Annotated in this window: 23 protein-coding genes; 4 read left to right on the plus strand and 19 right to left on the minus strand. The window is 67.5% G+C overall.

The annotated features are described in order from the left end of the window. Positions 1–3: 3 nt before the first annotated feature. From QM732_RS18970 to QM732_RS18985, 4 genes are read right to left on the minus strand one after another with little or no spacing between them, the layout of a single operon-like run. A complete protein-coding gene (locus tag QM732_RS18970) occupies positions 4–894 on the minus strand; it encodes a LysR family transcriptional regulator (RefSeq protein WP_415657653.1) in 891 nt (296 codons plus the stop codon). A gap of 7 nt (positions 895–901) precedes the next feature. After that, positions 902–2,128 (minus strand): saccharopine dehydrogenase family protein, encoded by a 1,227-nt coding sequence (locus QM732_RS18975; RefSeq protein ID WP_415657654.1) that lies wholly within the window; start codon positions 2,126–2,128, stop codon positions 902–904. Next, on the minus strand, positions 2,125–2,667 hold the full coding sequence (locus QM732_RS18980) for a GNAT family N-acetyltransferase (RefSeq protein ID WP_415657655.1): 543 nt from the start codon (positions 2,665–2,667) through the stop codon (positions 2,125–2,127). Before QM732_RS18980 ends, QM732_RS18975 begins: the two co-directional genes overlap by 4 nt. A 58-nt stretch (positions 2,668–2,725) precedes the next feature. Then, entirely contained in the window at positions 2,726–4,720 is a 1,995-nt protein-coding gene (locus tag QM732_RS18985) for an SDR family oxidoreductase (RefSeq protein WP_415657656.1), read from the minus strand. A 187-nt stretch (positions 4,721–4,907) separates the two neighbouring features. Between QM732_RS18985 and QM732_RS18990 the strand changes: the two genes are divergently transcribed. Then, positions 4,908–5,594: a phasin family protein gene (locus QM732_RS18990; RefSeq protein ID WP_415657657.1), complete on the plus strand. Its 687-nt coding sequence runs from the start codon at positions 4,908–4,910 to the stop codon at positions 5,592–5,594. Between the two features lie 18 nt (positions 5,595–5,612). Further along, positions 5,613–6,869, plus strand: a complete 1,257-nt coding sequence (locus tag QM732_RS18995) for a patatin-like phospholipase family protein (RefSeq protein WP_415657658.1) — start codon at positions 5,613–5,615, stop codon at positions 6,867–6,869. Here QM732_RS18995 and ubiM read toward each other — a convergent pair. The 5 genes from ubiM to QM732_RS19020 form a co-directional block, all read right to left on the minus strand. Then, entirely contained in the window at positions 6,844–8,013 is a 1,170-nt protein-coding gene (gene ubiM, locus QM732_RS19000; protein ID WP_415657659.1) for a 5-demethoxyubiquinol-8 5-hydroxylase UbiM, read from the minus strand. The genes QM732_RS18995 and ubiM overlap by 26 nt on opposite strands. Before the next feature lie 61 nt (positions 8,014–8,074). Then, positions 8,075–9,865, minus strand: a complete 1,791-nt coding sequence (locus QM732_RS19005) for an ABC transporter ATP-binding protein (RefSeq protein ID WP_415657660.1) — start codon at positions 9,863–9,865, stop codon at positions 8,075–8,077. Further along, the gene (locus QM732_RS19010; RefSeq protein WP_415657661.1) at positions 9,852–11,588 is read right to left on the minus strand and encodes an ABC transporter ATP-binding protein; all 1,737 of its coding nucleotides are present in this window, start codon (positions 11,586–11,588) and stop codon (positions 9,852–9,854) included. Before QM732_RS19010 ends, QM732_RS19005 begins: the two co-directional genes overlap by 14 nt. A 98-nt stretch (positions 11,589–11,686) precedes the next feature. Further along, entirely contained in the window at positions 11,687–12,073 is a 387-nt protein-coding gene (locus tag QM732_RS19015; protein ID WP_415657662.1) for a hypothetical protein, read from the minus strand. A gap of 4 nt (positions 12,074–12,077) precedes the next feature. Continuing rightward, positions 12,078–13,478 (minus strand): sodium:solute symporter, encoded by a 1,401-nt coding sequence (locus QM732_RS19020; protein ID WP_415657663.1) that lies wholly within the window; start codon positions 13,476–13,478, stop codon positions 12,078–12,080. 105 nt (positions 13,479–13,583) lie between these two features. Here QM732_RS19020 and QM732_RS19025 point away from each other — a divergent pair, with 105 nt between their 5' ends. Together QM732_RS19025 and QM732_RS19030 are read left to right on the plus strand one after the other, a co-directional pair. After that, positions 13,584–16,631 carry an ExeM/NucH family extracellular endonuclease gene (locus QM732_RS19025; RefSeq protein ID WP_415657664.1) on the plus strand — a complete coding sequence of 1,016 codons (3,048 nt, stop codon included), beginning with the start codon at positions 13,584–13,586 and terminating at the stop codon, positions 16,629–16,631. A gap of 23 nt (positions 16,632–16,654) precedes the next feature. Further along, a complete protein-coding gene (locus tag QM732_RS19030) occupies positions 16,655–17,134 on the plus strand; it encodes a PEP-CTERM sorting domain-containing protein (protein ID WP_415657665.1) in 480 nt (159 codons plus the stop codon). A gap of 42 nt (positions 17,135–17,176) precedes the next feature. Here the strand turns inward: QM732_RS19030 and ruvC are convergent, their stop codons facing one another. From ruvC to dusB, 10 genes are all read right to left on the minus strand, one after another. Further along, complete coding sequence (ruvC, locus tag QM732_RS19035) at positions 17,177–17,725, minus strand: crossover junction endodeoxyribonuclease RuvC (protein ID WP_415657666.1); 549 nt, start codon at positions 17,723–17,725, stop codon at positions 17,177–17,179. Beyond that, entirely contained in the window at positions 17,725–18,726 is a 1,002-nt protein-coding gene (locus QM732_RS19040) for a phosphatidate cytidylyltransferase (RefSeq protein WP_415657667.1), read from the minus strand. Before QM732_RS19040 ends, ruvC begins: the two co-directional genes overlap by 1 nt. After that, a complete protein-coding gene (locus QM732_RS19045; protein ID WP_415657668.1) occupies positions 18,726–19,376 on the minus strand; it encodes a lysophospholipid acyltransferase family protein in 651 nt (216 codons plus the stop codon). The genes QM732_RS19040 and QM732_RS19045 overlap by 1 nt, the downstream gene beginning before the upstream one ends. Before the next feature lie 33 nt (positions 19,377–19,409). After that, complete coding sequence (locus QM732_RS19050) at positions 19,410–19,847, minus strand: hypothetical protein (protein ID WP_415657669.1); 438 nt, start codon at positions 19,845–19,847, stop codon at positions 19,410–19,412. 195 nt (positions 19,848–20,042) lie between these two features. Next, positions 20,043–21,692 carry a GMC family oxidoreductase gene (locus QM732_RS19055; protein ID WP_415657670.1) on the minus strand — a complete coding sequence of 550 codons (1,650 nt, stop codon included), beginning with the start codon at positions 21,690–21,692 and terminating at the stop codon, positions 20,043–20,045. Positions 21,693–21,695: 3 nt separating this feature from the next. Beyond that, on the minus strand, positions 21,696–23,105 hold the full coding sequence (locus QM732_RS19060; RefSeq protein WP_415657671.1) for a coniferyl aldehyde dehydrogenase: 1,410 nt from the start codon (positions 23,103–23,105) through the stop codon (positions 21,696–21,698). A 115-nt stretch (positions 23,106–23,220) separates the two neighbouring features. Then, entirely contained in the window at positions 23,221–24,801 is a 1,581-nt protein-coding gene (gene purH, locus QM732_RS19065; protein WP_415657672.1) for a bifunctional phosphoribosylaminoimidazolecarboxamide formyltransferase/IMP cyclohydrolase, read from the minus strand. Between the two features lie 38 nt (positions 24,802–24,839). Continuing rightward, positions 24,840–25,199 carry a hypothetical protein gene (locus QM732_RS19070; RefSeq protein WP_415657673.1) on the minus strand — a complete coding sequence of 120 codons (360 nt, stop codon included), beginning with the start codon at positions 25,197–25,199 and terminating at the stop codon, positions 24,840–24,842. A 14-nt stretch (positions 25,200–25,213) separates the two neighbouring features. Then, positions 25,214–25,465, minus strand: a complete 252-nt coding sequence (locus tag QM732_RS19075) for a helix-turn-helix domain-containing protein (RefSeq protein WP_415657674.1) — start codon at positions 25,463–25,465, stop codon at positions 25,214–25,216. Positions 25,466–25,482: 17 nt separating this feature from the next. Continuing rightward, positions 25,483–26,532, minus strand: a complete 1,050-nt coding sequence (dusB, locus tag QM732_RS19080) for a tRNA dihydrouridine synthase DusB (protein WP_415659416.1) — start codon at positions 26,530–26,532, stop codon at positions 25,483–25,485. Between the last annotated feature and the right edge of the window lie 58 nt (positions 26,533–26,590).

The raw sequence follows: 26,590 nt of genomic DNA on the forward strand, positions 1-26,590 counted from the left end.
GACTCAGCCCTGGCCGGCCAGGCGCGCCGAAGCTGCGCGCAGCTGCTCGGCCAGTGCCTCGCTCGCCCGTCGCACGCGCGCCAGCCGAGCCGTGTCGGGGTGCATCAGCAGCCACAGCGGCTGGGCCAGGCTCGGCAACGGCTCGCCCAGGCGAACGAGGTCGGGCAGCGCTCCACCCACGAAACACGGAAGCACGCCGCAGCCGATGCCGGCCCGCACCGCCTGTGCAGCGCCAAGCAGCGTGTTGGCGCGCAGGCGAATGTCGCCTTCGGACACGTTGCGGGCGATCCAGTTGCCGGGGCCGCTGCAGGCCAGCGTGGCGTCAAAGCCCACCCAGGGCAGGCTTGCGACATCGCTCGCGGCGCCAGCCAGATCAGCGGCGGCGTACACCGCCATCGCGACCTGGCCCACCTGGCGCCCGCTGAGCGTGTCGTCCGGGTGCGCCGTGACGCGCAGCGCGATGTCGGCCTGGCGCTGCGCCAGCGGCACCACCTGGTTGGACACCATCAGGTCGAGTTGCAGGCTCGGGTGGTGCCGGCAGATGGCCGCGAGCATGTCGGGCAGCAGGTACTCGGCGACCGCGTCGGGCGCCGTCAGCCGCACGGTGCCGTCCGCCATTGCGTCTCGGCCCCCTATGCGCTGCTCCAGCGCGTTGATCTCGCCGCGCAGGCGCAGTGCCAGACGCCGCGCCTCCTCGCCCGCCTCGGTGGGGCGCAGCGCGGTGGGCAGGCGGTCGAACAGTCGCGTGCCCAGGCGGCGCTCGATGCGCTGCAGGCGCCGCGACAGCGTGGGGTGGCTGACGTTGAGCTGGACCGCCGCGGCCGACAGCGTTCCCTGCTCGGCGATGGCCAGCACGATGCGCAGGTCATCCCATTGCAGGGCGGACGCGGTCATCGCCGGCTCAGGCAATGGAAAAGCTCAGCCCCGCGCGCGCCTGCAGGCGGCGCACCAACGCCAGACCCATCGCGCTGCCAGGCGTCCACACGCCCCCGGGCGCGGCATCGCGGCCGACGTCCTGCAAGAGGCACAGCGCGGCCTCGCTGATCATCTTGCTCGTCGACCCATAGCCAGGATCACGGTCGCCCTTCACGATGACGCGCAGGGTCTCGCCGCGGGCCGACTTGCCGGTAAACCAGAGCACGTAGTGGCCAGCCTCGCGCGCCGCCCGGTCAGGCCCGTCGCCAGGCTGCGTCAGCACGAAGCGGCGCAGCAGGTGGCGCGTCGGACCGAAACCCAGCGCAAGGTTCTGCAGCCTGGTAAAGCGGGCAAGCGCGATCGCCTTCTTGCGCCCCTTGTCGCCCTGGCCCGGCTTGCCGGTCAGCAGCTTCTCGCTGTAGACAAAGTCCGCACCCCAGGGATGGCCGCGCAGCGCGTTGCTGCGGTGCACGTTCTTCGTGTTGATGGTGGCCATCAGGAATGGGCCGCTCCAGGCGTCGGCCCAGTCGTCGTACTCCGCGTCCTGATCGGCGGGCTGGCGCGGCCCCTTGAAGCCCGGCGTCAGCGCGAAGGGATTGGCCATCAGCTTGATCAGGCCAGGCTCGCGGCGCACGGCTTCGATGGTTTCCATCAGGCTGGCCAGCGTGCCGCCCGAGGCCGCGCCTTTCAAGCGCGCGACACGACCGCGCACCTCGGGCAGTGGCGCCCCGAAGCGCTGCTGTGCCTCGGCCTGCAGATAGACGACGCCCAGGTCGAAGGGGATGGAGTCGAAGCCACAGGAGAACACGATACGGGCACCGCTCTTCGCGGCCAGCGGCGTTAGCTTGTCGATCAAGCGTGCCATCCACAGCGGCTCGCCGCAGAGGTCCACGTAATCGGTGCCGGCTTCAGCGCACGCGGTTACCAGAGGCTCGCCGTGGAGCTGGTAAGGCCCGACTGTCGTTATGGCCACCCGCGTTCGCCTGACCAATGCCTTCAGCGCGGCCGCGTCGCCCGCGTCTGCCTGCACCAGGGCAACGCCAGGCGGCAACTTCAGCTCATCGCGTACCTTGCCAAGCTTGTCGAGGCTTCGCCCCGCAATGGCCCAGCGCGCGCCGGACGCGCCGCTAAGCTGCAAGTACTCTGCGACGAGCCGGCCCGTGAAGCCGGTGGCACCAAAGACGATGAGATCGAATTCCCTGTCGGCCTTCACATCTTGTCCTTCATCGCCAGCCAGTCGCTGCGCAGGAGCGCCAGCGAATGGCAGTCCACGTACTCGCCGGCCACGAAGACGATACCGCGCTGGATGCCCTCGTGTTTGAAGCCGCACTTCTCGGCCACGCGCCGCGACGCGTGGTTGTGCACCGACATGCCGCAGGACAGGCGATTCACCGGCCAGTTCTCGAACAGGTAGTCCACCAGCAGCCCGGCCGCCTCGCTGGTCAGGCCCTGACCGCGCATGGCCACGTCAGCCATGGTCCAGCCGATCTCGCGCGCCGTCGTGTAGCGGGCTGCGGCAAAGTGCACCACGTCACCGATGACGCTGCCGTCCATCAGATGGCAGATCAGCAGTCGCTCGGCGTCCTCGCTGGAGAAGCCACCGTCCTTCCAGCGCTGCTCGATGGTCTTGGGCGGCATCATCCGCGTACCCATGAACTGGCCACGGATCTGTGGATCACCGGCCGTGCGCTTCAGCCAAGGCAGGTCTTCCTCGGTCACGTGGCGAAGTCCGACGCGCTGTCCTCTGAGCATGGTCCGTCCCTGAAAGGAAAGGCCCGGCCGGAGCCGAGCCTGCCGCGAGTGTCGCGCCTCAGAAGTGAATACCGCGCATCATCTGCTGCAGTGCGATGGCTTCCGGTGACAACCCGCCTCCCTTGCCCTTCTCGCCCTTGGCTGCATCGCTGTCCGGGAACATGCGGAACGAGGTGTTCATGACGATCTGAGCAATGCGCGGCGCTGCAGCGTGCAGCATCTCGCCAGAAATTCCCAAGCGGGTGGCGATGCGAACCGGCTTGCTGATGCAGGCCTGGGCAATCATGTCCGCAGCCTCTTCCGGCGACAGCGTGGGCACGTTGTTGTAGATCTTGGTGGGCGCAATCATCGGCGTACGCACCAGCGGCATGTTGATAGTCGTGAACGTGATGCCAGTGTCGGCAAACTCGCTGGAGGCGCATCGCGTCCAGGCGTCCAGTGCGGCTTTGGAAGCTACGTAGGCGCTGAAGCGAGGCGCATTGGTGAGCACGCCGATGGAGCTGATGTTGACAACGTGCCCCTTGCGCTTGGCCACCATCCCGGGCAGCAAGCCCATGGTCACGCGCAGACATCCGAAATAGTTCAGGTCCATCGTGCGCTGGAAGTCGTGGAAGCGGTCGTAGCTGCTTTCGATGGCGCGGCGGATGGAGCGTCCGGCGTTGTTGATGAGGAAGTCAACGCCTCCAAAGTTCTCCGTGCACCACTGAATCAGGTCGGCACAGCCGCTCTCATCGGCGATGTCGCAGGCAAAGGCATGGATCAGCGCCTGCTTGCCGGCCTTGTCCTTGATCTCCTTGACCGCCTCGTCGAGCTTGCTCTGGTCGCGCGCGCAGATCAGCGTGATCGCGCCGGCCTCGGCGAACTTGATGGCGGCGGCCAGGCCGATGCCGGAAGAACCGCCGGTGACCAGCACGACCTTGCCGCCGGTCGCCCCCTTCAGCGATCGGTCGATGAAAAGATCAGGGTCCAGGTGGCGTTCCCAGTAATCCCACAACCGCCACGCGTAGTCGTTCAGGTCGGGGCAGGCGATGCCCGAACCCTTCAGCGCGGCCTCGGTGTCCCGGCAGTCGAAGCGCGTGGGGTAGTTGATGAAGGTGAACATGTCCTCGGGCAGGCCCAGATCCTTCATCACCGCGTTGCGAATGCGGCGCACGGGCGCCAATGCCATCAGGCCCTTCTTGACGCTCTTGGGGATGAAGCCCATCAGCGCCGCGTTGATGAACAGGTTCATCTTGGGCGCGTGCGCGGCCTTGCTGAAGATGTCCAGCACATCTCCAACGCGGTAACCCTTGGGGTCGACGAGGTGGTAGCAGCCATGGCCCTTGCTCACCTTGTGCGAGATGTGGTCCAGCGCGTCAACGACGAAGTCCACCGGCACGATGTTCATGCGGCCGCCTTCCAGGCCGACGCTAGGCATCCAGGGCGGCAGGATCTGGCGCATGCGCTGGATTAGCTTGAACACGTAATAGGGCCCGTCGATCTTGTCCATCTCGCCGGTCTTGGAATCACCAACGACCATGGCGGGGCGGTACACCGTCCAGGGTCGCCGGCACTCCTTGCGCACGAGCTTCTCGCTCTCGTGCTTGGTCATGAAGTACGGATGGTCGAGGTTCTCGGCCTCGTCGAACATGTCCTCCCGGAACACGCCCTCGTACAGCCCCGCCGCGGCGATGGAGCTGACGTGGTGCACATGGCCTGCGTCGATCGCCTGCGCGAACTCCACCATGCTGCGGGTGCCCTCGATGTTGACGGCGACCTGCGACTCCTCATCGGCGGAAAGGTCGTAGACGGCGGCGAGGTGGTAGAGGTGGTCGATCTGACCCTTGAGGCTCTTGATGACGTCGCCAGCCACTCCCAGCTTCTTGCTCGTCAGGTCGCCATAGACGGGGATTGCCCGCGTCTTGGCCACGCCCCAGTAGGCGAGCAGGTCGGGCAGCTTGGCCGAGCTCTCCTCACGCATCAGGAAGTAGACCGTACTACCGCGCCGCGCCAGCAGCTTCTTGACGAGTCGCTTGCCAATGAAGCCGGTGGCGCCGGTGACGAAATACTGCATGCGGGGTCTCCTGATTGTTGGATTGAGAGGCGGTCTCGCTTGATTCTTCACCATCGCCGAAAGCACTCCGCTGCGCACTTTCCCCAGGCGCCATCGTAGAGCGCGCACACTAGGAATCGCTGCGCCGCCGCTGCTGCCGGCCGCTAAAGTGCCGTTACCGACTCGCAAACTCGCAAGGACACCCACTATGGTCAAGAAGCTCCAGAAGATGGCTGACAAGAAGAAGGCCTCGGCTGCCACCGGCTTCCCCGCTGGCCTGCTCGACGGCGCGATGGCACAGAACGTCAAGGACAGCGCCCAGCAGATCTGGGCCGCCGGTCTCGCCTCCTTCGCCAAGGCCCAGGGCGAAGGCTCCAAGGTCTTCGAGGCCCTCGTCTCCGAAGGACTGAAATTGCAGAAGAAGACCCAATCCGCCGCCGAGGAGAAGCTCAGCGCCGTGGCCAGCAAGGTCAGCGGCATGGCGGGCGATGTCGGCTCCAAGGCCGGTCAGCACTGGGACAAGCTGGAAAGCATCTTTGAGCAGCGCGTCGCCAAGGCGCTGAAAAGCCTGGGTGTGCCGTCCGCTGGCGACATCGACAGCCTCATCAAGCGCATCGACAGCCTGGCCGTGACGGCTGGCCTGAGGACCGCCCCGGCAAAGGCGGCCAAGAAGGCCGTCGTCAAGAAGACCGCTGCCGTGAAAAAGGCCGTTGCGAAGAAGGCCCCCGCCGCCAAGAAGGCCGTGGCCAAGGCCGCCGCGCCTGTGCAAGCTGCCGTCAAGAGCGTGGCCAAGAAGGCAGCACCGGCGAGGAAGGCCGCGGCTACGACCGCCAAGAAGGCCACGCCGGCCAGGAAGACGTCAGCCGCCGCCGAAACCAAGGCCGCGCAGGCCTGAGGTTAGCTCCCTCCGACGATGAGCCAACCGAAGAAGATCGGTCTGGCCCTGGCAGGCGGAGGCCCATTGGGCGCCATCTATGAGGTGGGCGCCCTTTGCGCTTTGGAGGAGGCCATCGATGGCCTGGATTTCACTGCCTGCGACGGCTACATCGGCGTCAGCGCGGGAGGCTTCATCGCCGCCGGCCTGGCAAACGGCATGACCCCGCGCCAGCTCTGCGCCGCGTTCATCGAAAACACCGCCGAGGCCCCGGACCGCTTTGACCCCGCCGAGCTGTTGCAGCCGGCCTGGGCAGAGTTCAGCGAACGCCTGCGCCTGCTGCCGGGCCTGCTGGCCGATGCGGCGCGGGAAGTCATGCTGGAGGGCCGTTCCATGCTCGGCGCCGTCGAGCGCCTAGGCCGCATGCTGCCCACGGGTCTGCTTAGTAGCGAACGCTTCGGCGCCGCGCTGGCCCGGGTCTTCTCCGAGCCCGGCCGCAGCAACGATTTCCGTACGCTGCGCCGCCACCTTGTATTGGTGGCAACCGACCTGGACAGCGGCGACGCCGTCCCCTTCGGCACCAAAGGCTGGGATCATGTGCCCATCGCCCAGGCAGTGCAGGCCAGCGCTGCACTGCCCGGGCTGTTCCCTCCCGTCGAGATCGATGGCCGTCACTACGTGGACGGCGCGCTGAAGAAGACGCTGCACGCCTCCGTGCTGCTGGACCGCGGCCTGGACCTGCTGATCTGTCTGAATCCGCTGGTCCCCTATGAAAGCAACCGGCTGTCACCGCGCGACGCACGCTCACGCAAGGCAAGAAAGCTGGCTCACAAGCTTGGCCGCCCCGCCGTGCGCGCGCTGCAGCCGCGCATCCACCGGCTGGTGGACGGCGGTCTGCCGCTGGTGCTGTCACAGACCTTCCGCTCGCTGATCCACTCGCGCCTGGCGCTTGGCCTGAAGGGCTATGAGCGCACACATCCGCGGACAGCCATCATGCTGTTCGAACCCGATCCGCGCGACGCCGAGATCTTCCTGGCCAACACCTTCAGCTACGGCCAGCGCCGCCGCCTCGCGGAACACGCTTACCAGGCCACGCGCGAACTGCTGCGCGAGCGTGCCGCCACGCTCAAGCCGCAATTCGCCCGCGCGGGTCTGAGGCTGCGCGAGGACGTTCTGGCCGACCGCGAAGCCCGCCTGCTGCCCGTGCCGGGCGAGACACGCATGGAGTCCGCGCTGCGTTCGCTGCGTGGTTCACTGAGCGTGCTGGAAGCTAGGCGTCCACCAGTCGCCGCGTGATCGCCGCGCGCAGCGGCGGCAGGTGGCGTGCGATGTCGATGACGGCCCGGCGCAGCGCCAGCACCGGCGCACGGTCGTCGGTGAAGAAGCGCACCAGCGCATTGGTGCCGGCATACAGCGGGCCGGCCGCACGCCGGTGCTCGGCCTCGTAGGCCAGCAAAGCGCCCATCTCGCCTGGGTCACGTGCCGGATCCAGCCGCCGTGACAGCGCCTCGATGCCGTAGAGCCCCAGGTTGTAGCCGTGCGCCGTGACCGGATGCATGCCCACCGCCGCGTCGCCTATCAGGGCCAGCCTGGGCGCAACGAAGCGCTGCGCCCAGACGGCGACGAGCGGGTAGACGTGGCGCGCGCCCACCACGCGCATCGCGCCCAGCTGCCCCTGCGCCGCAGCCTCGATTGCAGCCGCCAGTGCCGCGTCGTCCATCGCTGCGATCTGCGGCAATCGGGTGTTCTCCACGGTCCACACAGCCGAGCTGCAGCGGCCGGTCTTGGGTAGCAGCGCCAGCGTGTGGCCTTCGAGGAAGCACTCTTGCGCCAGGCCTTCGTGGTCGCGCTCGTGCGCGAGTGGCACGAGCAGGGCGCTGCGGCCGAAGTCGTGGTGGCGCGCGGCGATGCCGGCCAAGCGGCGCAGCGGCGAGAAGCGACTGTCGGCCGCGACGACCAGCGGCGCCTCGTGGCGCTCCCCGCAACGCGTCTCAACGACAGCCGCCCCGGCCTCGCGCCGCAAGCCAGTGACCGTGCGCCCGCAACGGACGTCGATGCCGCGTTGCTGCGCTGCAGCCCAGGCCGCTGCGCGGATGCGGTGGTTGGGCGCCAGCCAGCCCAGATCCTGCCCATCCGACTCGAAAGGCAGCGGCGTGCGCGAGCCGCTGGAGCGCACGCTGGCTCGCCGCAGCGGCGCAATCTCACCCAGCCGCTCCCACAGGCCCAGTTGTTCCAGCATGCGGCGCGAGCGGTGGGTCAGCGCGATCTCGCGGCCGTCGTCAGCCGGGGCGGCCAGCACTGCGGCATCGGCCTGCTCCAGCACACGCACGGCGAGGCCGCGGTCATTCAGCGCGCAGGCCAGCGCAAGGCCGGCCGGACCGGCGCCGCAGATCAGGACTTGGGGCGCAGAAGCGGCGGGTTCGGCGGCAAGATCGTTCATGGCTATACAGCCTAGCGCGGCAGGTGGGGCGTCGCCTTGACCCACATCAGCCTGTGCCGCATCAGCCCGGCTCGGGATCGTCCCCTGTCTCCTCCAGCGTCTGCAGCTCGACGAGGCGACGGTACAGCCCGCCGTCCAGGGCCATCAGCGCCTCGTGTGTGCCACGCTCCTGCAGGTGGCCGTGGTTCAGAACGAGGATCTGGTCCGCCGCGCGGATGGTGGATAGGCGATGCGCGATGGCCACCACCGTCACACGGCCGTGTAGCGCGGCCAGCGCCTCACCGACGAGCCGCTCAGTCGCGCTGTCGATGTTGCTGGTGGCCTCGTCCAGGAACAGGATGCGCGGCGCGCCGGCCAACGCCCGTGCCATCGCGAGGAGCTGTTTCTGACCGGTGGAGACGCGCGCGCCGCCTTCGCCCAGTCGCGTGTCATAACCCTGCGGCAGCGCGGCGATGAAGTCATGGGCGCGAGCAGCACGAGCAGCATCCTCGACGTCCTCCTCCGAGATACCTGGCCGGCCCATCGCGATGTTGTCGCGCACGCTGGCCGACATCAGGTAGGGTTCCTGCGGCACCAATCCCACTGCGTCGCGGAAGGCCGCGTCGGGCACTCTCTCCAGCGGCTGTCCGTCCACCGTAATGCGGCCTCGCTGGGCCGTGTAGAAGCGCAGCAGCAGCGACAGCAGCGTACTCTTGCCACTGCCCGTGTGGCCCACGATGCCAATGAAGCTGCCGGCCGGGATGTCAACGTCCACGTCGCGCAGCACTGGCCGCGCCGGGTCGTAGCCGAAGCTCAGGGCCTCGATACGGATGCCGCCCTGTGCGATATCGCGGCCGTCCTGCGCCGGGCCAGGGGCGCCGTCCTCTTCCAGAAGCGTGCGCACGCGGGACGCAGCGACCATGGCCTGCTGCAGCTGGCCGAACTGCATCGTGATCTGGATCAGCGGTTCCACCACGCGGGCGATATAGGCCAGGAAAGCGTACAGCAGGCCGACTTCCAGGCCGGACAGCTCACGCCGGCCGAAGCTGTAGATGACGGTGACCAGCAGCAGCACATTCATCAGGTCCAGCGCCGGGCGCAGCAGCCAGGCATTGGCACGCAGCTCGGCGATGCGCGACAGCCGGTGCTCGGCATTAGTGGTCTCGAATCGCTGGCCGAAGCGGCCGGCCGCGCCACTGGCCTGCAGCACTGCCATGCCGGCCATGCTCTCAGCCATCTGCGCATTGATGTCGCTGCGCAGCTGGCGTGTACGCGCCACCGCCGGTGCAGACAGCTTCTGATAGCCCAGGATGATGACGACCATGGCTGGCACCAGCGTCGCGACGATGAGCATCAGCCGCCAGTCCAGGAAAGCCATCGCGACAAGCGAGCCAGCGACGACGATGGTCGAGTCAAGCATCACATACAGCACCTGACGGTAGAGCTGGTTGACGGACTCGGTGTCATTGGTGACTCGGCTGACGAGCTGGCCCGTGATGGCCTTGTCGAAGAAGGCCATGGGCAGAGCCAGCACATGGGCGTAGACGCGCTCGCGCAGCCGCAGCACAGAGCGCCGCGCGACGCCGGCCATGCGCGACAGCTGGGCGTAGCGTATCCACGACGCGGCCCAGCCAGTCAGCAGCACCAGGGTCAGCAGCGTGGCGATCTCGCCCATGTCATAGCGGCCCGGCAGCAGGTGGTGGTCGATATAGCGTTTGCCGAGAACGGGCGCCAGGACCTCCAGCCCCGCAGCGATGACCAACCACAAGCCGCCCCAAAGCAGGTGATTTTTCTCCGGGCGCGCAGCCTCAAGCAGCAGGCCCACGCTCTGCCACGGCCTCTCGTTCTTTCCGGTAGTCTCAGGCGGCTTCAAGGCTGGCCTCGATCTGTTGATAGCGCCACTGTGAGGCGTACCAGCCACCCAGTGCGAGCAGCTCGGCATGCGCTCCCCGCTCGATGACATGGCCCTGTTTCAGCACGATGACCTCGTCCGCGTCCATCACCGCCGACAGCCGGTGCGCGATGACGATGACGCTGCGGTCCGGCCGCGCGGCGCGCAGCTCGCGCAGATGGTCGAGGATGGCCGTCTCGGTGCCCGTGTCCACGGCTGACAGCGCGTCGTCCAGCACCAGCAGCGGCGCGTCCGACAACAAGGCCCGCGCGATGGCGACGCGCTGGCGCTGGCCGCCGGAGAGCGTGACGCCGCGCTCGCCTACCTCCGTCGCGTAACCCTGGGGCAGTCGTGCGATGTCATCGTGCACAGCCGCAAGCCGCGCCGCGGCTTCGATCTCGTCAGGGCCGGCGTCGGGCCTGGCCAGCGCGATGTTGTCGGCCACGGACGCCGAGAACAGGAAAGGCTCCTGAGGCACCCAAGCGATGTGCCCGCGCAGGATGCCGAGCGGCAGCGCGGGCAGCGCAACACCGCCAAGCGTCAGCCCGCCCGCATCGGGCTCGGACTGACGCAGCAGCAGGCGCACCAGGGTGGATTTTCCCGACCCGGTCGCGCCGACGATGCCAAGCGTTCTGCCCGGCATCAGTGTGAAATCCACCTGCTCGACCGCGGGCCTCTTTGCACCGGGGAAGCTGAACGTCAATGCCTGTGCCTGCAGCGAGGCCTGCGGTGGCAGCATGGCCCTCCCCGCGTCGGCCAGCGTCAGTGGAGCACCCAGCACCGGCGCCAGCCTCCCCCACGCAGCGCGGCCACGCTCCAGCAGCGCGAGCACCCAGCCCGCCGCGAACATGGGCCAGATCAGCTGGCCCAGGTACATCGTGAAGGCGGTGAGCTGGCCGATGCTGATCTCGCCGCGCGCCACCAGCCAGCCGCCCACGGCCAGCGCGATTGCCGTCGCCGCAGACAGCGTCATGCCAACGGCGGGTTCGTAGGCAGCCTCCCAACGCTGCGAGCGAAAGCTCGCCTCGGCCGCACGGTCGGCCAGGCCGCCGAATTGCGCCTTGCTGCGCGACACCAAACCCAGGGCGCGCACGGTGCGCACGCCGGCCAGACTCTCTTGCACCTGCTGGTTGAGATCGCCGAAGCGAGTCAGCGAGTCCTGCGCTGCCTGGTGCAGGTGCTTGGAGATCCACCAGAAGGCCAGCGCCATCAACGGGAAAGGCACGAGTGCCGCGAGGCCCAGGCGCCAGTCGATGGCGATGGTCATCATGGCAAGCACGAGGATCAGCGTCTGCGAGCCATCGAAGCCCGCCAACATGGCCTCGCCGGCCGCCTGCTCGACAGTGTCGATGTCGTTGGTCGCCAGCGCCATCAGGTCACCGGTACGCTGCGACTGGAAATAGGCCGGCCCCTGCAGCGCCAGCCGCGCGAACAGCTGCGTGCGCAGCCGCGCGCCAAGCCTGAACGATGCCTTGAACAAAGTCAGCCTCCAGCCGGCGCGCAGCAGGTAGATGACCAGGCCGGCCGCAACCAGCAAGCCCAGTTGCCGCAGCAGCGCATCGCCCTGCAACCCACCGGCCACGAGGTCATCGACAACATGACCGACCTGGCGCGGGATCCAGACGGTCAGCATCGCGATGCAGCTCAGCATTGCGCCCGCAGCCGCGTAGGCCCTCCAGTGCTCGCGCACGAAGGTGGCGAGCATGCGGGAAAGCGAGGGCGGTGGCGAAGCGGCTGGGGAGGACGGCATGAGGCAGTGGAGTGTCGCCGGCCCGCAGGGTCATTCAGGCCCTGGCTGCACCGTTACATGATCGCCTCAAGGTGGATCCCTGCACTACCGGCCAGGGCCGGCACGGCCAAGACGACGGCCGGCAAGCGGTCCGGCATCAGCACGGCAACGATGCCGCATGCAAGGCCAAGAATCCATGTGAGCCCGTAAACAACCCCTGCAATACGCTGCTCCGCCTCCGAGGGCGTTGTCTTGGGTCCTCTCACGCGCGCCTCCCGGTCTGCGCGCGGGCGCTGGAACCAGTTGAAGCAAAAACAGCCGACAAATGCGAAGGGCGCCATCGCCAACGACCTGCCGAGCCAGCGGACTTCCTCTCCTTCCACCCAGGCGACCACCATGAGCAAAAGGAGCAGGAAGCCACAGAGTGCGACGTAGCGAAGATGATGCTCGCCCGCCGTCATGCCACTACTTGACCTTGCGCCCCGCCAGCCACAGCCCCGCCCAGGTCAGCACGCCATTGAGCAGCAGCAGCTCCAGCCCGATCTGGTAGCCGCCCCATGGCTGGCCGAAGTCCAGCACCGCGCACAACAGCGGCGCAGCGATGCACATCGCGACAAGCACTCGCCCGGACAACGCCTTCGGCGTGAACAGCGCGAACGCGAACAGGCCCAGCAGCGGCCCGTAGGTATAGCCGGCCAGCTTCAGGATCAGGTAGATCATGCTGGCGTTGTCCAGCGCCTTGAAGCCCAGCACCAGGACCAGGAACAGCACCGCGAAGCCCAGGTGCACGCGCTGGCGGGTGCGGGTGTCCTCGCGCGGAATGCGCAGCAGGTCCAGGCAGGTGCTGGCCGTCAATGCCGTCAGCGCGCCATCGGCGCTGGGAAGCAGGGCCGATACCAGGGCCAGCACGAAGACGACCTGCACCCAGGTCGGCAGGTGCTCCATGACCACGGTGGGGAACAGCGCATCGCCGCTGGCAGCGATACCGTGCTGCTGCGCGTACAGGCTCAGCAGCCCCCCCAGCAGCAAGAACGCGGCGATGACCACCAGCATCAGCACGCCCAGAACCAGCAGGTTCTTCTGCGCGTCGCGCAGCTTGGCCACTGACAGGCTCTTCTGCATCATTTCCTGGTCCAGCCCGGTCATCGCGATGGTGATGAACATGCCGGCCAGCAGCGCCTTCAACGAGAAGTCGCGGCTCAGCGGATCGGTGACCCAGATGCGCGAAAGGCCCGCGGCATCCATCTGCTGCAGCGCGTCGGGTTGCCACAGCAGCGCAGTGCAGACGACCAGCCCCGTCAGCATGCCGGCGGTCTGCAGCGTGTCGGTCCAAACCAGCGCCTTCACGCCCCCCTCCACCGTGTAGAGCAGGATCATGACCAGCACCACGGCTGCGCCGACCGCGAAGGGCACACCCAGCGGCGCCATGATCAGCGTGTGCAGCACCTGCACGACAAGGTAGAGCCGCGCGGTGGCACCCAGCGTGCGACTGAGAATGAAGTAGGCCGAGCCCAGCCTCTGCGCGGCCGGCCCCAGGCGCTCTCCCAGCAGGCCATAGATGGACGCCAGCCGAAGCCGGTGGTAGGCCGGCAGCAGCACGAGGGCGATGACGACGTAGCCGATCACGTAACCCAGCGTGACCTGCAGGTAGCTGAAGCCACTGACCGCGACCGAACCCGGCACGCTGACGAATGTGACGCCCGAAAGCGACGTCCCGATCATCCCGAAGGCGACGACAGGCCAGGGACTTTCCCGGCCCCCCACGTAAAAACCCTCAGCCCCGGAACCGTGCGAAACGCACCGCGCCAATACGAGCAGCAGCCCGAAATAGGTGAGAACCCCGATCAAAAGTAGTGCAGGTGACATGGGCCGCGACTATGCCCCAGACCACCCCCGCAAACGCGGTGGATCAAATCGTCATCAAGCATCAATAGGATGCGCGCCGTTCTGGGCAATTTTTACTAACCCGTCATGCAACTCAAACCCCTGGTGTCCTTTCTCGCGGCGGCTTTTGCTGCCCCTGCGGTGCTGGCATCGCCCAGCGGCGTCGTCATCAGCCAGGTATATGGCGGCGGCGGAAACACGGGTGCCGTCTACAAGCAAGACTTCATCGAGATCTTCAACGCCGGCACGGCCCCGGTCTCCATCGGCGGCTGGTCGGTGCAGTACGCCGCCGCCGCCGGTACCAGCTGGCAGGTGACGGCCATCCCCGCGGGCGTGACGCTGCAACCGGGTCAGTACTACCTGGTCCGCGAGGCCGCGGGCACCGGCGGCACGACGGACGTGCCCGCCGACCTGACGACTGGCAGCATCGCGATGTCAGGCACCACCGGCAAGGTGGCCCTGGTCAAGAGCTCGACGGCACTGACGGGCGCGAGCCCTGCCGCCGAGGACCTGGTCGCCTGGGGCCCGACAGCGACGGGCGCCGAGGGGGGCAGCCCCGCGCCCCTGCTGTCCAACACGACCGCCGCGCTGCGCAGCGGTGGAGGCTGCACCGACACCGACAACAACGCCAGCGACTTCAGCGCCGACGCGGTCAACCCGCGCAACACCAGCAGCCCGCTGAACGTCTGTGGCGGTGGCGGCGGCACGCCGATCAACCAGCCCATCGTCCCGAACTGCCCCGACCAGGCGGCCACGGCCGGCACGGCCAGCAGCTTCAGCGTCAGCGCCAGTGATGCCGACAGCCGCGTCAACCTCGCGACCGTCGTCGGCACGCTGCCCAATGGCATCACGCTGGGCAGCTTCACGGCCGCCGCCGCCGAGGGTGCGGCCGCCTCGCAGTCCTTCAACGTGAGCGCCGGTCTGTCCGGCGGCAGCTACACGGTCAACCTGAAGTGGGACAACGACGAAGCCCAGACCGCCTCGTGCAGCTTCAAGGTCAACGTCGCGGGCTACGTGACCATCCCGGTCATCCAGGGTTCCGGCGCCAAGAGCCCCATGGACGGCGCCACGGTCACCACAGGTGGCATCGTCACCAAGCTGATCAACAACGGCTTTTACCTGCAGGACCCGGACGGCGACGGTGACCCGACCACGTCCGACGGCATCTTCGTCTTCACCAGCACCGCGCCCACGGTGGCCGTCGGCGACAAGATCACGCTGTCCGGCAAGGTCGCGGAGTACTCGGTTTCGACAAGCGCGGCCAGCCAGGCCAACCCACTGACCGAGCTGACCACCATCAGCGGCCTCACCGTCATCAGCAGCGGCAACCAACTGCCCCAGCCGGTCGAAGTCAGCCTGGCCGCGCTGGCCAACCAGTCCGACATGGAACGCTACGAAGGCATGCTGGTGCGCATCACCGACACGCTCACCGTCAGCCAGACCAGCTTTGTCGGCACCTGGGGACAGCTGACGCTGTCGGCCGGCGGCCGCACGCTGACACCCACCAACGTGCTGCGACCCGGCCCGGCCGCGCTGGCGCTGCAGGCGGCCAACCTGGCGCGAAGCGTCGTGCTGGATGACAGCCTGTCGACCAAGTTCCCCAACCCCACACCCTACCTCTGGCAAGACGGCACGGTGCGCGCCGGTGATACCGCCGACGGTGTGATCGGCGTCGTGGACTTCGGCCCGTCGACCGATTCGACCTCCGGCCCGCTGTCCTACAAGATTCATCCCACCGCTGCGCCTGTGTTTGCGCGGCCCATCGCCCGCCCGGTCGTACCACCGGCCGTCGGCGGCAACGTGCGTGTTGCCAGCGCCAACGTGCTGAACTTCTTCACAACCTTCGTCGATGGCAACTCCGTGCCGGGAAGCGGCTCCACCTGCCTGGTGAGCTGCCGTGGTGCCAACAACCTCGCCGAGTTCAACCGCCAGCGTACCAAGATCGTTGCCGCGCTGTCCGGGCTGAGCGCCGACGTCGTCGGCCTGATGGAGATCCAGAACAACGGCAACTTCGCAGTGCAGAACCTGGTCGACGGCCTGAACGCTGCGCTGGGTGCCGGCACCTACGCCGCCGTGCCGCTGCCCACCGTCATTTCCGCCGGCGGCTCGGGCACAGGTACCGACGCCATCCGCGTCGCGATGATCTACAAGCCCGCCAAGCTGGCGTTGATCGGCGCGTCCATGGCCGACACCAACTCCATCAACAACCGCCCGACCTTCGCCCAGGGCTTCGTGCTGCCCAACGGCGAGAAGTTCGCCGTGGCGGTCAACCACCTGAAGTCCAAGGGCAGTTGCGGCAGCGGCGCCAATGGTGACACCGGCGACCTGCAGGGTTGCTGGAACCTGCAGCGCCAGCAGCAGGCTCAGCGCCTGCTGGACTGGCTGCCGACCGTCAAGGCCACGGCCGGCACCGACAACGTCGTGATGCTCGGGGACTTCAACGCCTACGCCCAGGAAGACCCCATCCACCTGTTGAAGGGCAACGGCATCGTGGACCTGGTGGGCATGTTCGACCCGGTCGACTACAGCTACGTCTTCGATGCCGGCGCCGGCCGCCTGGACCACGGCCTGGGCACGGCCAGCATCGCCACCAAGGTGACTGGCGCCACCAGTTGGCACATCAACGCCGACGAGCCCGAGTGGATCGACTACAACACCGAGGACAAGGTCGCCGGCAATGACTGGTACCAACCCAACCTGTTCCGCGCTTCCGACCATGACCCGATGCTGATCGGCCTGAACCTCGTCAAGAGCATGGTCGGCACCAACGGTCGCGATGTCATCGTCGGCACCCCCGGTGACGATGTCATCGAGGGCGGTCCAGGCGCCGACACGCTGACCGGCAACGGCGGCCGCGACCAGTTCGTCTACGGCAGCATGCTGGACGCGGGCGACGTCATCACCGACTTCAAGCCGGGCATGGATACGCTGGTGCTGACCAAACTGCTCGCTTCGGTCGGCATCGCCAGCGCCAACCCACTGGCCAGCGGCCACGTCACCTGCACGACCTCGGCCGCCGGCGCCATCATCGGCATCGATGCCGACGGCTCGGCCGGCCCGATCGCCACCAAACCGCTGGTGCAGCTCAAGGGCGTCGCCTGTAACGCCGTCACCGCCGCCAGCTTCAAGTTCTGAACAGCTTCCCGAGGAAATCCATCATGATGATCCGCAAATCCCTGCTGGCCCTCGCGGCCCTGGCCGCGGCAGGTGCGGCCCACGCCGCCACCTACAGCTTCACCGGCAGCTTCGACACCGATCCGGCCACCAGCGTGCTGACCGGCACGTTCTCCTTCGACGACGTCGTGGTCGCCGCAGGTGGCTCCGACGGCAGCTTCGACCTGACGTCGCTGACCATCAGCTTCCAGGGACAGACCTACACGCTGGCCCAGGCGACGGACCCCTATGTGCAGTTCGATGGCGGCCAACTGACCGGCCCCAATGCCTTGTTCACGACGCCATCAGGCGGCGAGCTGGCGTTGCAGTCCTTCTGGGGCTCCAGCGGCTTCACCTACTTCGTCAACAGCACATCCCATATCGGCACACTGAACATCAGCGCCGTGCCCGAGCCCGAAGGCTGGGCGCTGATGCTGGGCGGCTTGGGCGCAGTTGCCCTGATCGCGCGCCGCCGCAAAGCCTGAGCCCCGCCGGAGCAGCCCGCAGCCCCGCACGAGCGGGGCTTTTTAGTAGGTCCTGCCGCCTTTGAACTGAGCGTGCTGGCGGCGCTGCAGCGTGGTGCTGCGCCCCATGGCCTCGAAACTGACCCTGGCATGGGCATGCATGATGGCCATGCCCAGCGCGTCGGCGGCGTCCTTGCCGGGCACGCCGGGCAGGCTCAGCAGCCGTTGCACCATGGCCTGCACTTGCTCCTTCTTGGCCTGGCCGTGGCCGGCCACGGCCTTCTTCATCTGCACCGCGGTGTATTCGCTGACGGCCAGGTCGGCAGAGACCAACGCGGTCAACGCTGCGCCACGGGCTTGCCCCAACAGCAGCGTGGACTGGGGATTCACGTTGACGAAGACGATCTCCACCGCCGCGCACTGCGGCTGGTAGCGCGCGACAACCTCGCGGATGCCGTCGTAGAGGATCTTCAGCCGCCCTGGCAGGTCACCCAACGCGACGCCGCTAGTCTTGATGGTGCCGCTGGCGACATAGGCCAAGCGTGGCCCGTCGGCGTCGATGACGCCGAAGCCTGTGGTCTGCAGACCAGGGTCGATGCCGAGGATGCGCATCAGCGATAGCCCAGCGGCAGTTGGAAGTACCAGCGCGCCGAATGGAAGAACACCGGTGCCGCAAAGCACAGCACGGCGATGCGGTCAAGCAGGCCGACAGCGCCTGTGATTGAGCTGCGATTGCCCCAGTAGCGCGCGCCGGCATCCTTCTTCAGCGCCTTCATGACGAGGCCGCCGAAGCCGGCCGCGCCAGCCGTAACGAAGGCCATGGCCAGTGCCTGGCCAGCCTTGAAGGGCGTGATCCAGAACAGCAGGCCGCCGACCAGCGCGCCCGTCAGTGTGCCTATCCACCAGGCCCTCATCGAGAAACTGCGGCTGATGCGTCGCGCCACCGGCCGGCGGCGCAGCAGGCGGCGCGCGATCTCCTGCGCGATCTGCGCGGCCGCGACCACCATGACAAGGAAGAACAGCAGGAAGGCGCCGCGTCCTGTGTAGCCAGGGAACTCCAGCAGCAGCAGAGCCGGCGCGTGCGACAACCCGTAGACACAGACCATCACGCCCCACTGGATCTTGGCGTTGCGCTCCAGAAAGCGCTGCGGATCGTCGGCCAGTGCGCTGACGATGGGTAGCACCAGAAATCCGTAGACCGGCAGGAAGACGGTGAAGAGATCGAAGAAGCGCGTGCCGCAGATCATGTACTGCACCGGCAGCAACACGAAGAAGGCGACGATGAGGGTGCGATGGTCGCTGCGCTGCGTGTGCACGAGGGTGATGAACTCGCGCAGCGCCAGGAAGGAGAACAGCGCGAACAGCAGCGTGGCGCCCAGCGGACCGGATACCCAGGCGACCCAGAACATGCAAGCGCCGATCCATGCCGCACGCAGGTCGCGGCGCACGCGTGCCCAGGCGAGCTGCGAAGCCAGCCGTGCGTCCTCGTCCTCGCGCTCGCGCAGCGAGTTCAGGAACAGGCCGATGCTCAGCAGCAGCAGCAGGCCGAACAGCACGACGAAGAGCAGGGCCACCTGCTCGCTGGACGTCAGTTGCTTGAGCCAGCCCACCATCAGTCGGACTCCACCACCCGGCCCACCGAGGCGGGGTCGGGCCGCTGCTCCATGACAGCCTCGCGGGCGCGGCAAAGGAAGTCGGCTTTACTCTCACCCTCGCGCAGCTGGATGGGCGCACCGAAGGTGACCGTACACAGGATGGGCACTGGCACGACCTCGCCCTTGGGCATCACGCGCTGGACGTTGTCGATCCATGTCGGGATCAGCGGCACGTGGGGAAACTGCTCGGCCAGATGGTAGATCCCGGACTTGAAGGGCATGGGATTGCCCTTGTTGGAGCGCGTGCCCTCGGGAAAGATGACGAGCGAGTCGCCGTTGGCCAGCGCGTCGGCCAGGGGCTCCAGTGGATCTTCGTCGGGCGTGGCGCGACTGCGACTGACGTAGATGGCGTTGAAGACCTCGGTCGTCAGCCAGCGCTTGAAGGCGCTGGTCGTCCAGTAGTCGCGCGCGGCGATGGCGCGGGTCGAAGCCCTCAGCTCATGCGGAAAAGCTGCCCAGATCAGGACGAGATCGAAATGGCTCTGGTGGTTGGCGATGTAGATACGCTGCTCGGCTTTTGGCGGGCAGCCCTTCCAGTGGCCCTGCGCACCCGTGATGAGCCGGGCGACGAAGGCGAGCAACTGGCCGGTGAAGGCGGCAAGCGTCATGGGCCGGGATTATCGCGGCCCGACGGTGGCAGCCTACCAGTCCTCGACGCCCAGCCCCGTGTCCCGCCCCCCCCAGCCGTCGCCGCTGCCGAACTCGACGTCGCGCCGTGCCAGCTCGTCGGCCGCACTGCTGTCGGCATCGAGGCTGCCGGGGACGAAGCCTCCGCCGCCGGCATCACGGCCCTCGCTCAGCAGCTTCTCTGCCAGCAGGCCGGCCGCGACACCTCCGGCCGCGGCAAGACCCACGCCCATCAGCCCGGAACCGCTCGAAGCGGACGCCGGTGCACTCGCTACGGCGGCGGCCCCGTAAGTCGGCGCGGGAGACGCCGGCTCGGCCGCTTGGCGATGTGCCCAGCCCGCCGCCAGCCAGGCCAGCGCGATCGCGGCCAACATCGCCAGCCACGCGGGCACGCCGGCCCACAGCGCCGCGATCAGCGCCACGCACGGCAGCACGTATCGGGAAAACTTCATGGCAACACTCCTGGCACCTTCATTCGCGCCCTAGACGCAGCGCGCAGGTGACAGTTTGCAACCTGTAGCTGGCGGCAACCCTTCCGGCATCGAGGGCCGATGCCAACCTCGTGAAGACTTCGCGAAGAGGCGCTGCGGCGGTGCTGCTTCCAGCCCACGGTAGGCCTGAGGCCCCGCGGCCACGGTCCGCAGGCGTCAGGCGGCGCCAGCCATTCGCGCCACCACCTCGGGCCGCCGAGCCGCTGCCTGCATCATCTGCGCAGCCTTCTCGCCGATCATCATGGCCGGCGCGTTTGTATTGCCGCTGACCAGCGTGGGCATGATCGACGCGTCCACCACGCGCAGGCCCTGCAGGCCGTGCACGCGCAGCTCGGCGTCGACGACGGCCATCGCGTCGGCTCCCATCCTGCAAGTGCCCACCGGGTGGTAGATGGTGTCGGCACGCCGGCGCAGCAGAGCCTCGATGTCGCTGTCGGAGCGCGTATCGGTGCTCCACATCTCGGTATGCCAGTGCGCCCGCAGCGCCGGCTGGTTCAGCAGCGCGCGGGTGAGCTTGAACCCGGCCACCATCTGCGGCATGTCGTCAGGATGCTGGAAGAACGCCGGGTCGATCAGCGGTGCAGCTCCCGCATCGGGGCCGGCAAGCCGCACGCTGCCGCGGCTCTGCGGCCGCAGCAGGCAGACATGGCAGGACATGCCATGTCCCCAGCGCAGCTTGCGGGCATGGTCTTCCACGGCGGCAACGACGAAATGCAGCTGGATGTCCGGCCGCGACTGCTCGGCGCTGCTGCACAGGAACCCGCCACCCTCGGCGAAATTGCTGGTCAGCATGCCGCGCCGCTCGCCGCGGTAGCGCCGGATAGCGCGCCAGAACGCGCCCCCGCCGCGCAGCGACAGGCCGAAGGTGTCAAGGCTGCGACTGCGCAGACCGAACACGAAGTCGGGGTGGTCCTGCAGGTTGGCGCCAACCCCGGGCAGGTGATGCAGCACTGGAAGGCCGTGAACCTGCAGTTGCTCCGCGTCGCCCACGCCAGACAACATCAGCAACTGGGGCGACTGAATGGCACCGGCCGCCAGCACGACCTCGCGCCGGGCCTGCAGGCGACGCAGCACACCGCCCACCCGGGCCTCGACACCCACCGCGCGGAGCCCCTCGAACAGGATGCGTTGCACCTGCGCCTGCACGGTGATGCGCAGGTTGGACCGGCTCCGGTGCGGCCAGAGGTAGGCGCGCGCGGCACTGCAGCGCTCTCCCCGGTCCTGCGTGACCTGGTAGATGCCTATGCCCTCCTGCGTCTCGCCGTTGAAGTCGGCGTTGACGCGAAGACCAGCCTCGCGGCCAGCCGCCAGCCAGGCCTCGTGCAACGGGTTGTCAGTGCGCAGCTGGCTGACCTTGAGCGGGCCGGCGGTGCCGTGCAGGGGCGAGCCGAAGCTGTCATTGCCCTCGCTCTTGATGAAGAACGGCAGCACGTCGTCCCAGGCCCAGCCAGGGTTGCCGAGAGCGGCCCAGTGGTCATAGTCCTCGCGCTGGCCACGGATGTAGACCATGGCGTTGATGCCCGAAGAGCCACCCAGCATCTTGCCGCGCGGGACATAGCCGCGGCGCCCGCCCAGGCCAGGCTGGGGCACGGTCTCGAAGGCGTAGTTGTGCAACTGGCTGGGCACCATCAGCACGGCGCCAGTGGGCACGGTTCCCAGCCAACCGCTGACGTCGGCGCCGGCCTCCAGCACCAGCACGCGGGTGTCGGGGTCTTCGCTCAGGCGGCCAGCCAGCGCCGAGCCGGACGAGCCACCGCCGATGACGATGACGTCATGGGTCTCGTCGTATCGCTGGGTGTCTTGCATGGCTCAGGCGATGCGCTTGAGCAGCGCAAGGAGTTTCTCGAAGGTCGGGCCATAGGGCGGCTGGAACAGCTTCGTGCCGGCGAAGCGCGACTGGATGAACAGCGGCTTCTCCTTGCTGAAGGTGCGAAAGCCCCATTCGCCGTGGTACGAACCCATGCCGCTGGCGCCGATGCCGCCGAACGGCTGCTCCTCCTGGCCCAGGTGCCACAGGCAGTCGTTGATGGTCACGCCACCGGCGTGCGTCTCGCGCATGACGCGGTCGCGCGCGTCACCATCCGAGCCGAACCAGTACAGCGCCAGCGGCCGGTCGCCGCGGTTGACGTGGGCCAGCGCCTCATCAAGCTGGTCGTAGCCAACAACAGGCAGCAGAGGGCCGAAGATCTCCTCCTGCATGACGGTCGCCTCGGGCGGCACATCCAGCAACAGTGCCGGCACCAGGCGGCGGTCGTCGGGCTGCTCGTCGTGCGTGCGCAGCACGCGCGCCCCGCGCTGGGCCGCGTCGGCGATCAGGCCTTGCAGCCGCGCATGGTGGCGCGGCGTGGCGATGCTGGTGTAGTCGGCGTTGCCGGCGATGCGCGGATACATGCGACGCATCTCGGCCAAGATGCGCTGACTCAGGGGCTCCACCATCTCGCGCGGCACCAGCAGGTAGTCCGGCGCCACGCAGGTCTGGCCGGCGTTGAAGAGCTTGCCGAAGGCCAAGCGCGCTGCGGTCAGGCCGAGATCGCAACTGCGGTCGACGATGGCGGGGGACTTTCCGCCCAGCTCCAGCGTCACCGGCGTCAGATTCCTCGCCGCAGCCTGCGCGACATGGCGCCCCACCGAAGTGGAGCCGGTGAAGAACAGGTGGTCGAACGGCAGTTGCGTGAAGGCCTTGCCAACCTCGGCGTCGCCGGTGATGACCTGCATCTCCTCGGGCCTGAAATGCTCGGCAACGATGCGCGCCATCAGTTCGGCAGTCGAGGGCGTCAGCTCCGACGGCTTGATCAGCACGCGGTTGCCTGCAGCCAGCGCCGCCACGGCCGGCTCCATGGCCAGGTAGTAGGGGTAGTTCCAAGGCGACACGATGCCGACGACGCCCAGCGGCTGGCGCATCAGCACATTGCGGCCGGGCCGGAAGTGCAGTGGCGTCGCGACACGCCTGGGCTTCATCCAGCGGCGCAAATGCCTGAGCGCATGACGGGCTCCGGACTCGACGGTGAAGATGTCCGCCAGCAGCGACTCCTGGCGCGCCCGGTGGCCAAAGTCCTGCGCCATCGCGGTGGCCAGCGCCTCACCGTACTGGCGCGTCATTGCCAGCAGCCTCTGCAGGCGGTCACGGCGCACCTCGTACGAGGGCATGCGCTCGGCCTCGAAGGCGCGGCGCTGCGCCGTCAGCGCCAGATGCAGGCGCTCCTGCAGCGCGATGTCCATGACCTTGTCTCCGGTTCGGGCTCGAATTCTTCGAGGCTAACCGCAAGACCGGGCCTCACCAACCGGAGAGGCCCTGGACTAGAGGAGCGCGTCTAGTCCCGCAGGCGACACGATCTCAGTGCCGGAAGTGGCGCACACCCGTGAGCACCATGGCGATTCCACGCTCGTTGGCGGCAGCGATCACCTCGTCGTCACGCATGGATCCGCCCGGCTGGATGACGCAGGAGGCGCCGGCATCGGCCAGCACGTCCAGGCCGTCGCGGAACGGGAAGAAGGCATCGCTGGCCACCGCCGAGCCCTTCAGGCTCAGGCCGGCGTTGTCGGCCTTGATGGACGCGATGCGGGCCGAATCGATGCGGCTCATCTGGCCTGCACCCACGCCCAGCGTCATGCCACCGCCGCAGAAGACGATGGCATTGCTCTTCACATACTGCGCGACGGTCCAGGCAAACATCAGGTCGTCGATCTGCTGGACCGTGGGCTGCAGCGTCGTGACGATCTTCAGGTCTTCCTTCTTCAGGAAGTGGTTGTCGGCTGTCTGCAGCAGCAGCCCCGAGCCCACGCGCTTGCTGTCGCCGGCATTGCGGCCCTGGTCCCAGGGGCGCGGCCCGCCCGGCGGCAGCGCGATCTGCAACAGGCGCACATTGGCCTTGCCCTTGAAGATCTCCAGCGCATCAGCGCTGAAGCTCGGTGCCATCAACACCTCGACGAACTGCTTGGCGACGAGTTGAGCCGCTGCGCCGTCCACCTCGCGATTGAAGGCGATGATGCCGCCGAAGGCGCTGGTGGGGTCGGTCTTGAAGGCCTTGCTGTAGGCCTCTGCCGGGTGAGCGCCCACGGCCACGCCGCAGGGGTTGGCATGTTTGATGATGACGCAGGCCGGCGTGTCGAAGCTCTTCACGCACTCCCACGCGGCATCGGCGTCGGCGATGTTGTTGTAGCTGAGCTCCTTGCCCTGCAACTGCTTGCCCGTCACCAGCGAGCCAGGCGCCGGGAACAGGTCGCGATACAGCGCGGCGCTCTGATGCGAGTTCTCGCCATAGCGCAGGTCCTGCACCTTGACGAAGGTCGCATTCATCTGCGCCGGGTACTCGGCCTTGCTGCCGTCATCTTGCAGGCTGGACAGGTAGTTGCTGATGGCCGCGTCGTACTGGGCGATGCGGTTGAAGGCAGCAACCGACGCGGCGAAACGGGTCTTGTCGCTGGTCTTGCCATTGGCCTTCAGCTCGGCCAGCACGCCCGCGTACTGGGCCGCGTCAGTCAGCACCGTCACGTCCTTCCAGTTCTTGGCCGCGCTGCGCACCATCGCCGGGCCACCGATATCGATGTTCTCGATGGCGTCTTCCAGAGTGCAGCCGGGCTTGGCCACCGTCGCCTCGAAGGGGTAGAGGTTGACGGCCAGTATGTCGATGCGCGTGATGCCGTGCTGCCGCATCGCGGCCACATGCTCAGGCAGGTCGGAGCGGGCCAGCAGGCCACCGTGGATCTTGGGGTGCAGCGTCTTCACGCGGCCGTCCATCATCTCCGGGAAACCGGTGTGCTCGGCCACTTCGGTCACCGGCAGGCCGTTGTCGGCCAGCAGCTTGGCGGTGCCGCCGGTGGACAGCAGCTTGGCGCCCAGCGCGTGGAGTTCCTTGGCGAATTCAAGGATACCGGTCTTGTCGGAGACCGAGAGGAGTGCAGTGAGTTGAGACATGGCAGCCACTTCTGGAAGAAACAAAGATTGGGAATGGTTCAGGCCTGCTGAACGACACAGCCGATGCCGCGGCCCAGGGCCGCAGCGGCAACAGAGGCGTCGACATCGTCGTAACTGAAACCGACTTCGAGCACCTCGCCGGCCTGCAGGCGCAAGGCGACCTCCCAGTGCGGCCGGCCACGTTCAAGTTCAATGGCGCCGCGCTTGCGCAAAACGACGGCATCAACCGCGTCAGCCGAGCAGCGCAGCTTGCCGATCTCGACCTGACGTTTGGAACGAGTCACGACCACGCGGCGGCGGTTCCCCCGCACGACACAACGGGTCTGGTCGTCGACCTCGACGTCGAAAAGCGGACGACCGTGCACCAAGCAGCCGAGGATCGCTTGAAACTGGTTCATCGGCCTACCGTCGTTCAGAGATCGTGATCGGTCAGCTTGCGGCGCAGCGTGTTGCGGTTCATGCCCAGCCATTGCGCCGCCTTGCTCTGGTTGCCGCCGGCCTCGCGCATGACGATCTCGAACAGCGGCTTCTCGACAAGCTTCACCAGCATCTCGTGCATGGAGTGCGGCTCCTGGCCGTCCAGATCGCGGAAGAAGGCTTCAAGGTTGTCGCGCACACAGGCGTCGATGGGGTTGGGCGGGGTGGTGTTCTTCTGGGCACTCATGACAGGAGCTTCTTGTTTCAGGCGGCACAGGCTTCGTCGGCCTGGGCTTCGTCGTCGTTGGCGGCCGTGGTAGGCGGCAACCGGTCGTGGGTCTGGCCGAATTCGTCGAACCATTCGCGCAACGCCTGCACCTGAAGCTCGCTGCTCTCCAGCGTATTCATGTGCCGGCGGAAGTCCTCGCCGCCGGGCAGGCCGCGCACTGCCCAGCCGATGTGCTTGCGGGCGCTGCGCATGCCGCTGAGCTCGCCGTACAAGCCATAGTGGTCATACAGGTGCTCGATGAGCACGTCGCGCGCCTCGGCGACAGTGGGGGCCGGCAGGTGCTCGCCGGTGGCGAGGAAGTGCGATACCTCGCGAAAGATCCAGGGCCGCCCCTGCGCAGCGCGGCCGATCATCAGTGCATCGGCATTGGTATAAGCCAGCACGTCGCGGGCCTTCTCGGGCGAATCGATGTCGCCGTTGGCCACGACGGGAATCGCCAGCGCGGCCTTCACGGCGGCGATGGTGTCGTACTCCGCCAGGCCCTTGTAACCCTGCTCGCGCGTACGACCATGGATGGTCAGCATCGCGATGCCCGCGGCCTCGAACTGCTTGGCCAGCCTCAGCGCATTGCGCTCCTCAAGACTCCAGCCGGTGCGCATCTTCAGCGTGACCGGCACACCGCGCGGTGCGCAGACAGCCAAGACGGCTTCCACGATCTCCAGCGCCAGCGCCTCGTTGCGCATCAGCGCGGAGCCTGCCCACTTGTTGCAGACTTTCTTGGCCGGGCAGCCCATGTTGATGTCGATGATCTGCGCACCGCGGTCGACGTTGTGCACGGCGGCCTCGGCAAGCATGCCTGCGTCGGTCCCGGCGATCTGCACTGCGATGGGACCGGGCTCACCGCTGTGGTCGGCGCGGCGCGAGGTCTTCAGGCTGTTCCACAGCTCCTTGCGCGACGTGACCATCTCGCTGACCGCATAGCCCGCGCCGAGGCGCCGGCACAGCTGGCGGAAGGGCCGGTCCGTCACCCCGGCCATGGGCGCCACGAAGAGCGCGTTGGGGAGTGAATGGGGGCCGATTTGCACGAGGGGTCTGCTCAAAAAAGAGGCGAGATTGTAGCCATCCGGACTTTCGCGCTCGGAC

The organism is Roseateles sp. (assembly GCF_047654805.1).
GTDB lineage: Bacteria > Pseudomonadota > Gammaproteobacteria > Burkholderiales > Burkholderiaceae_C > Pelomonas.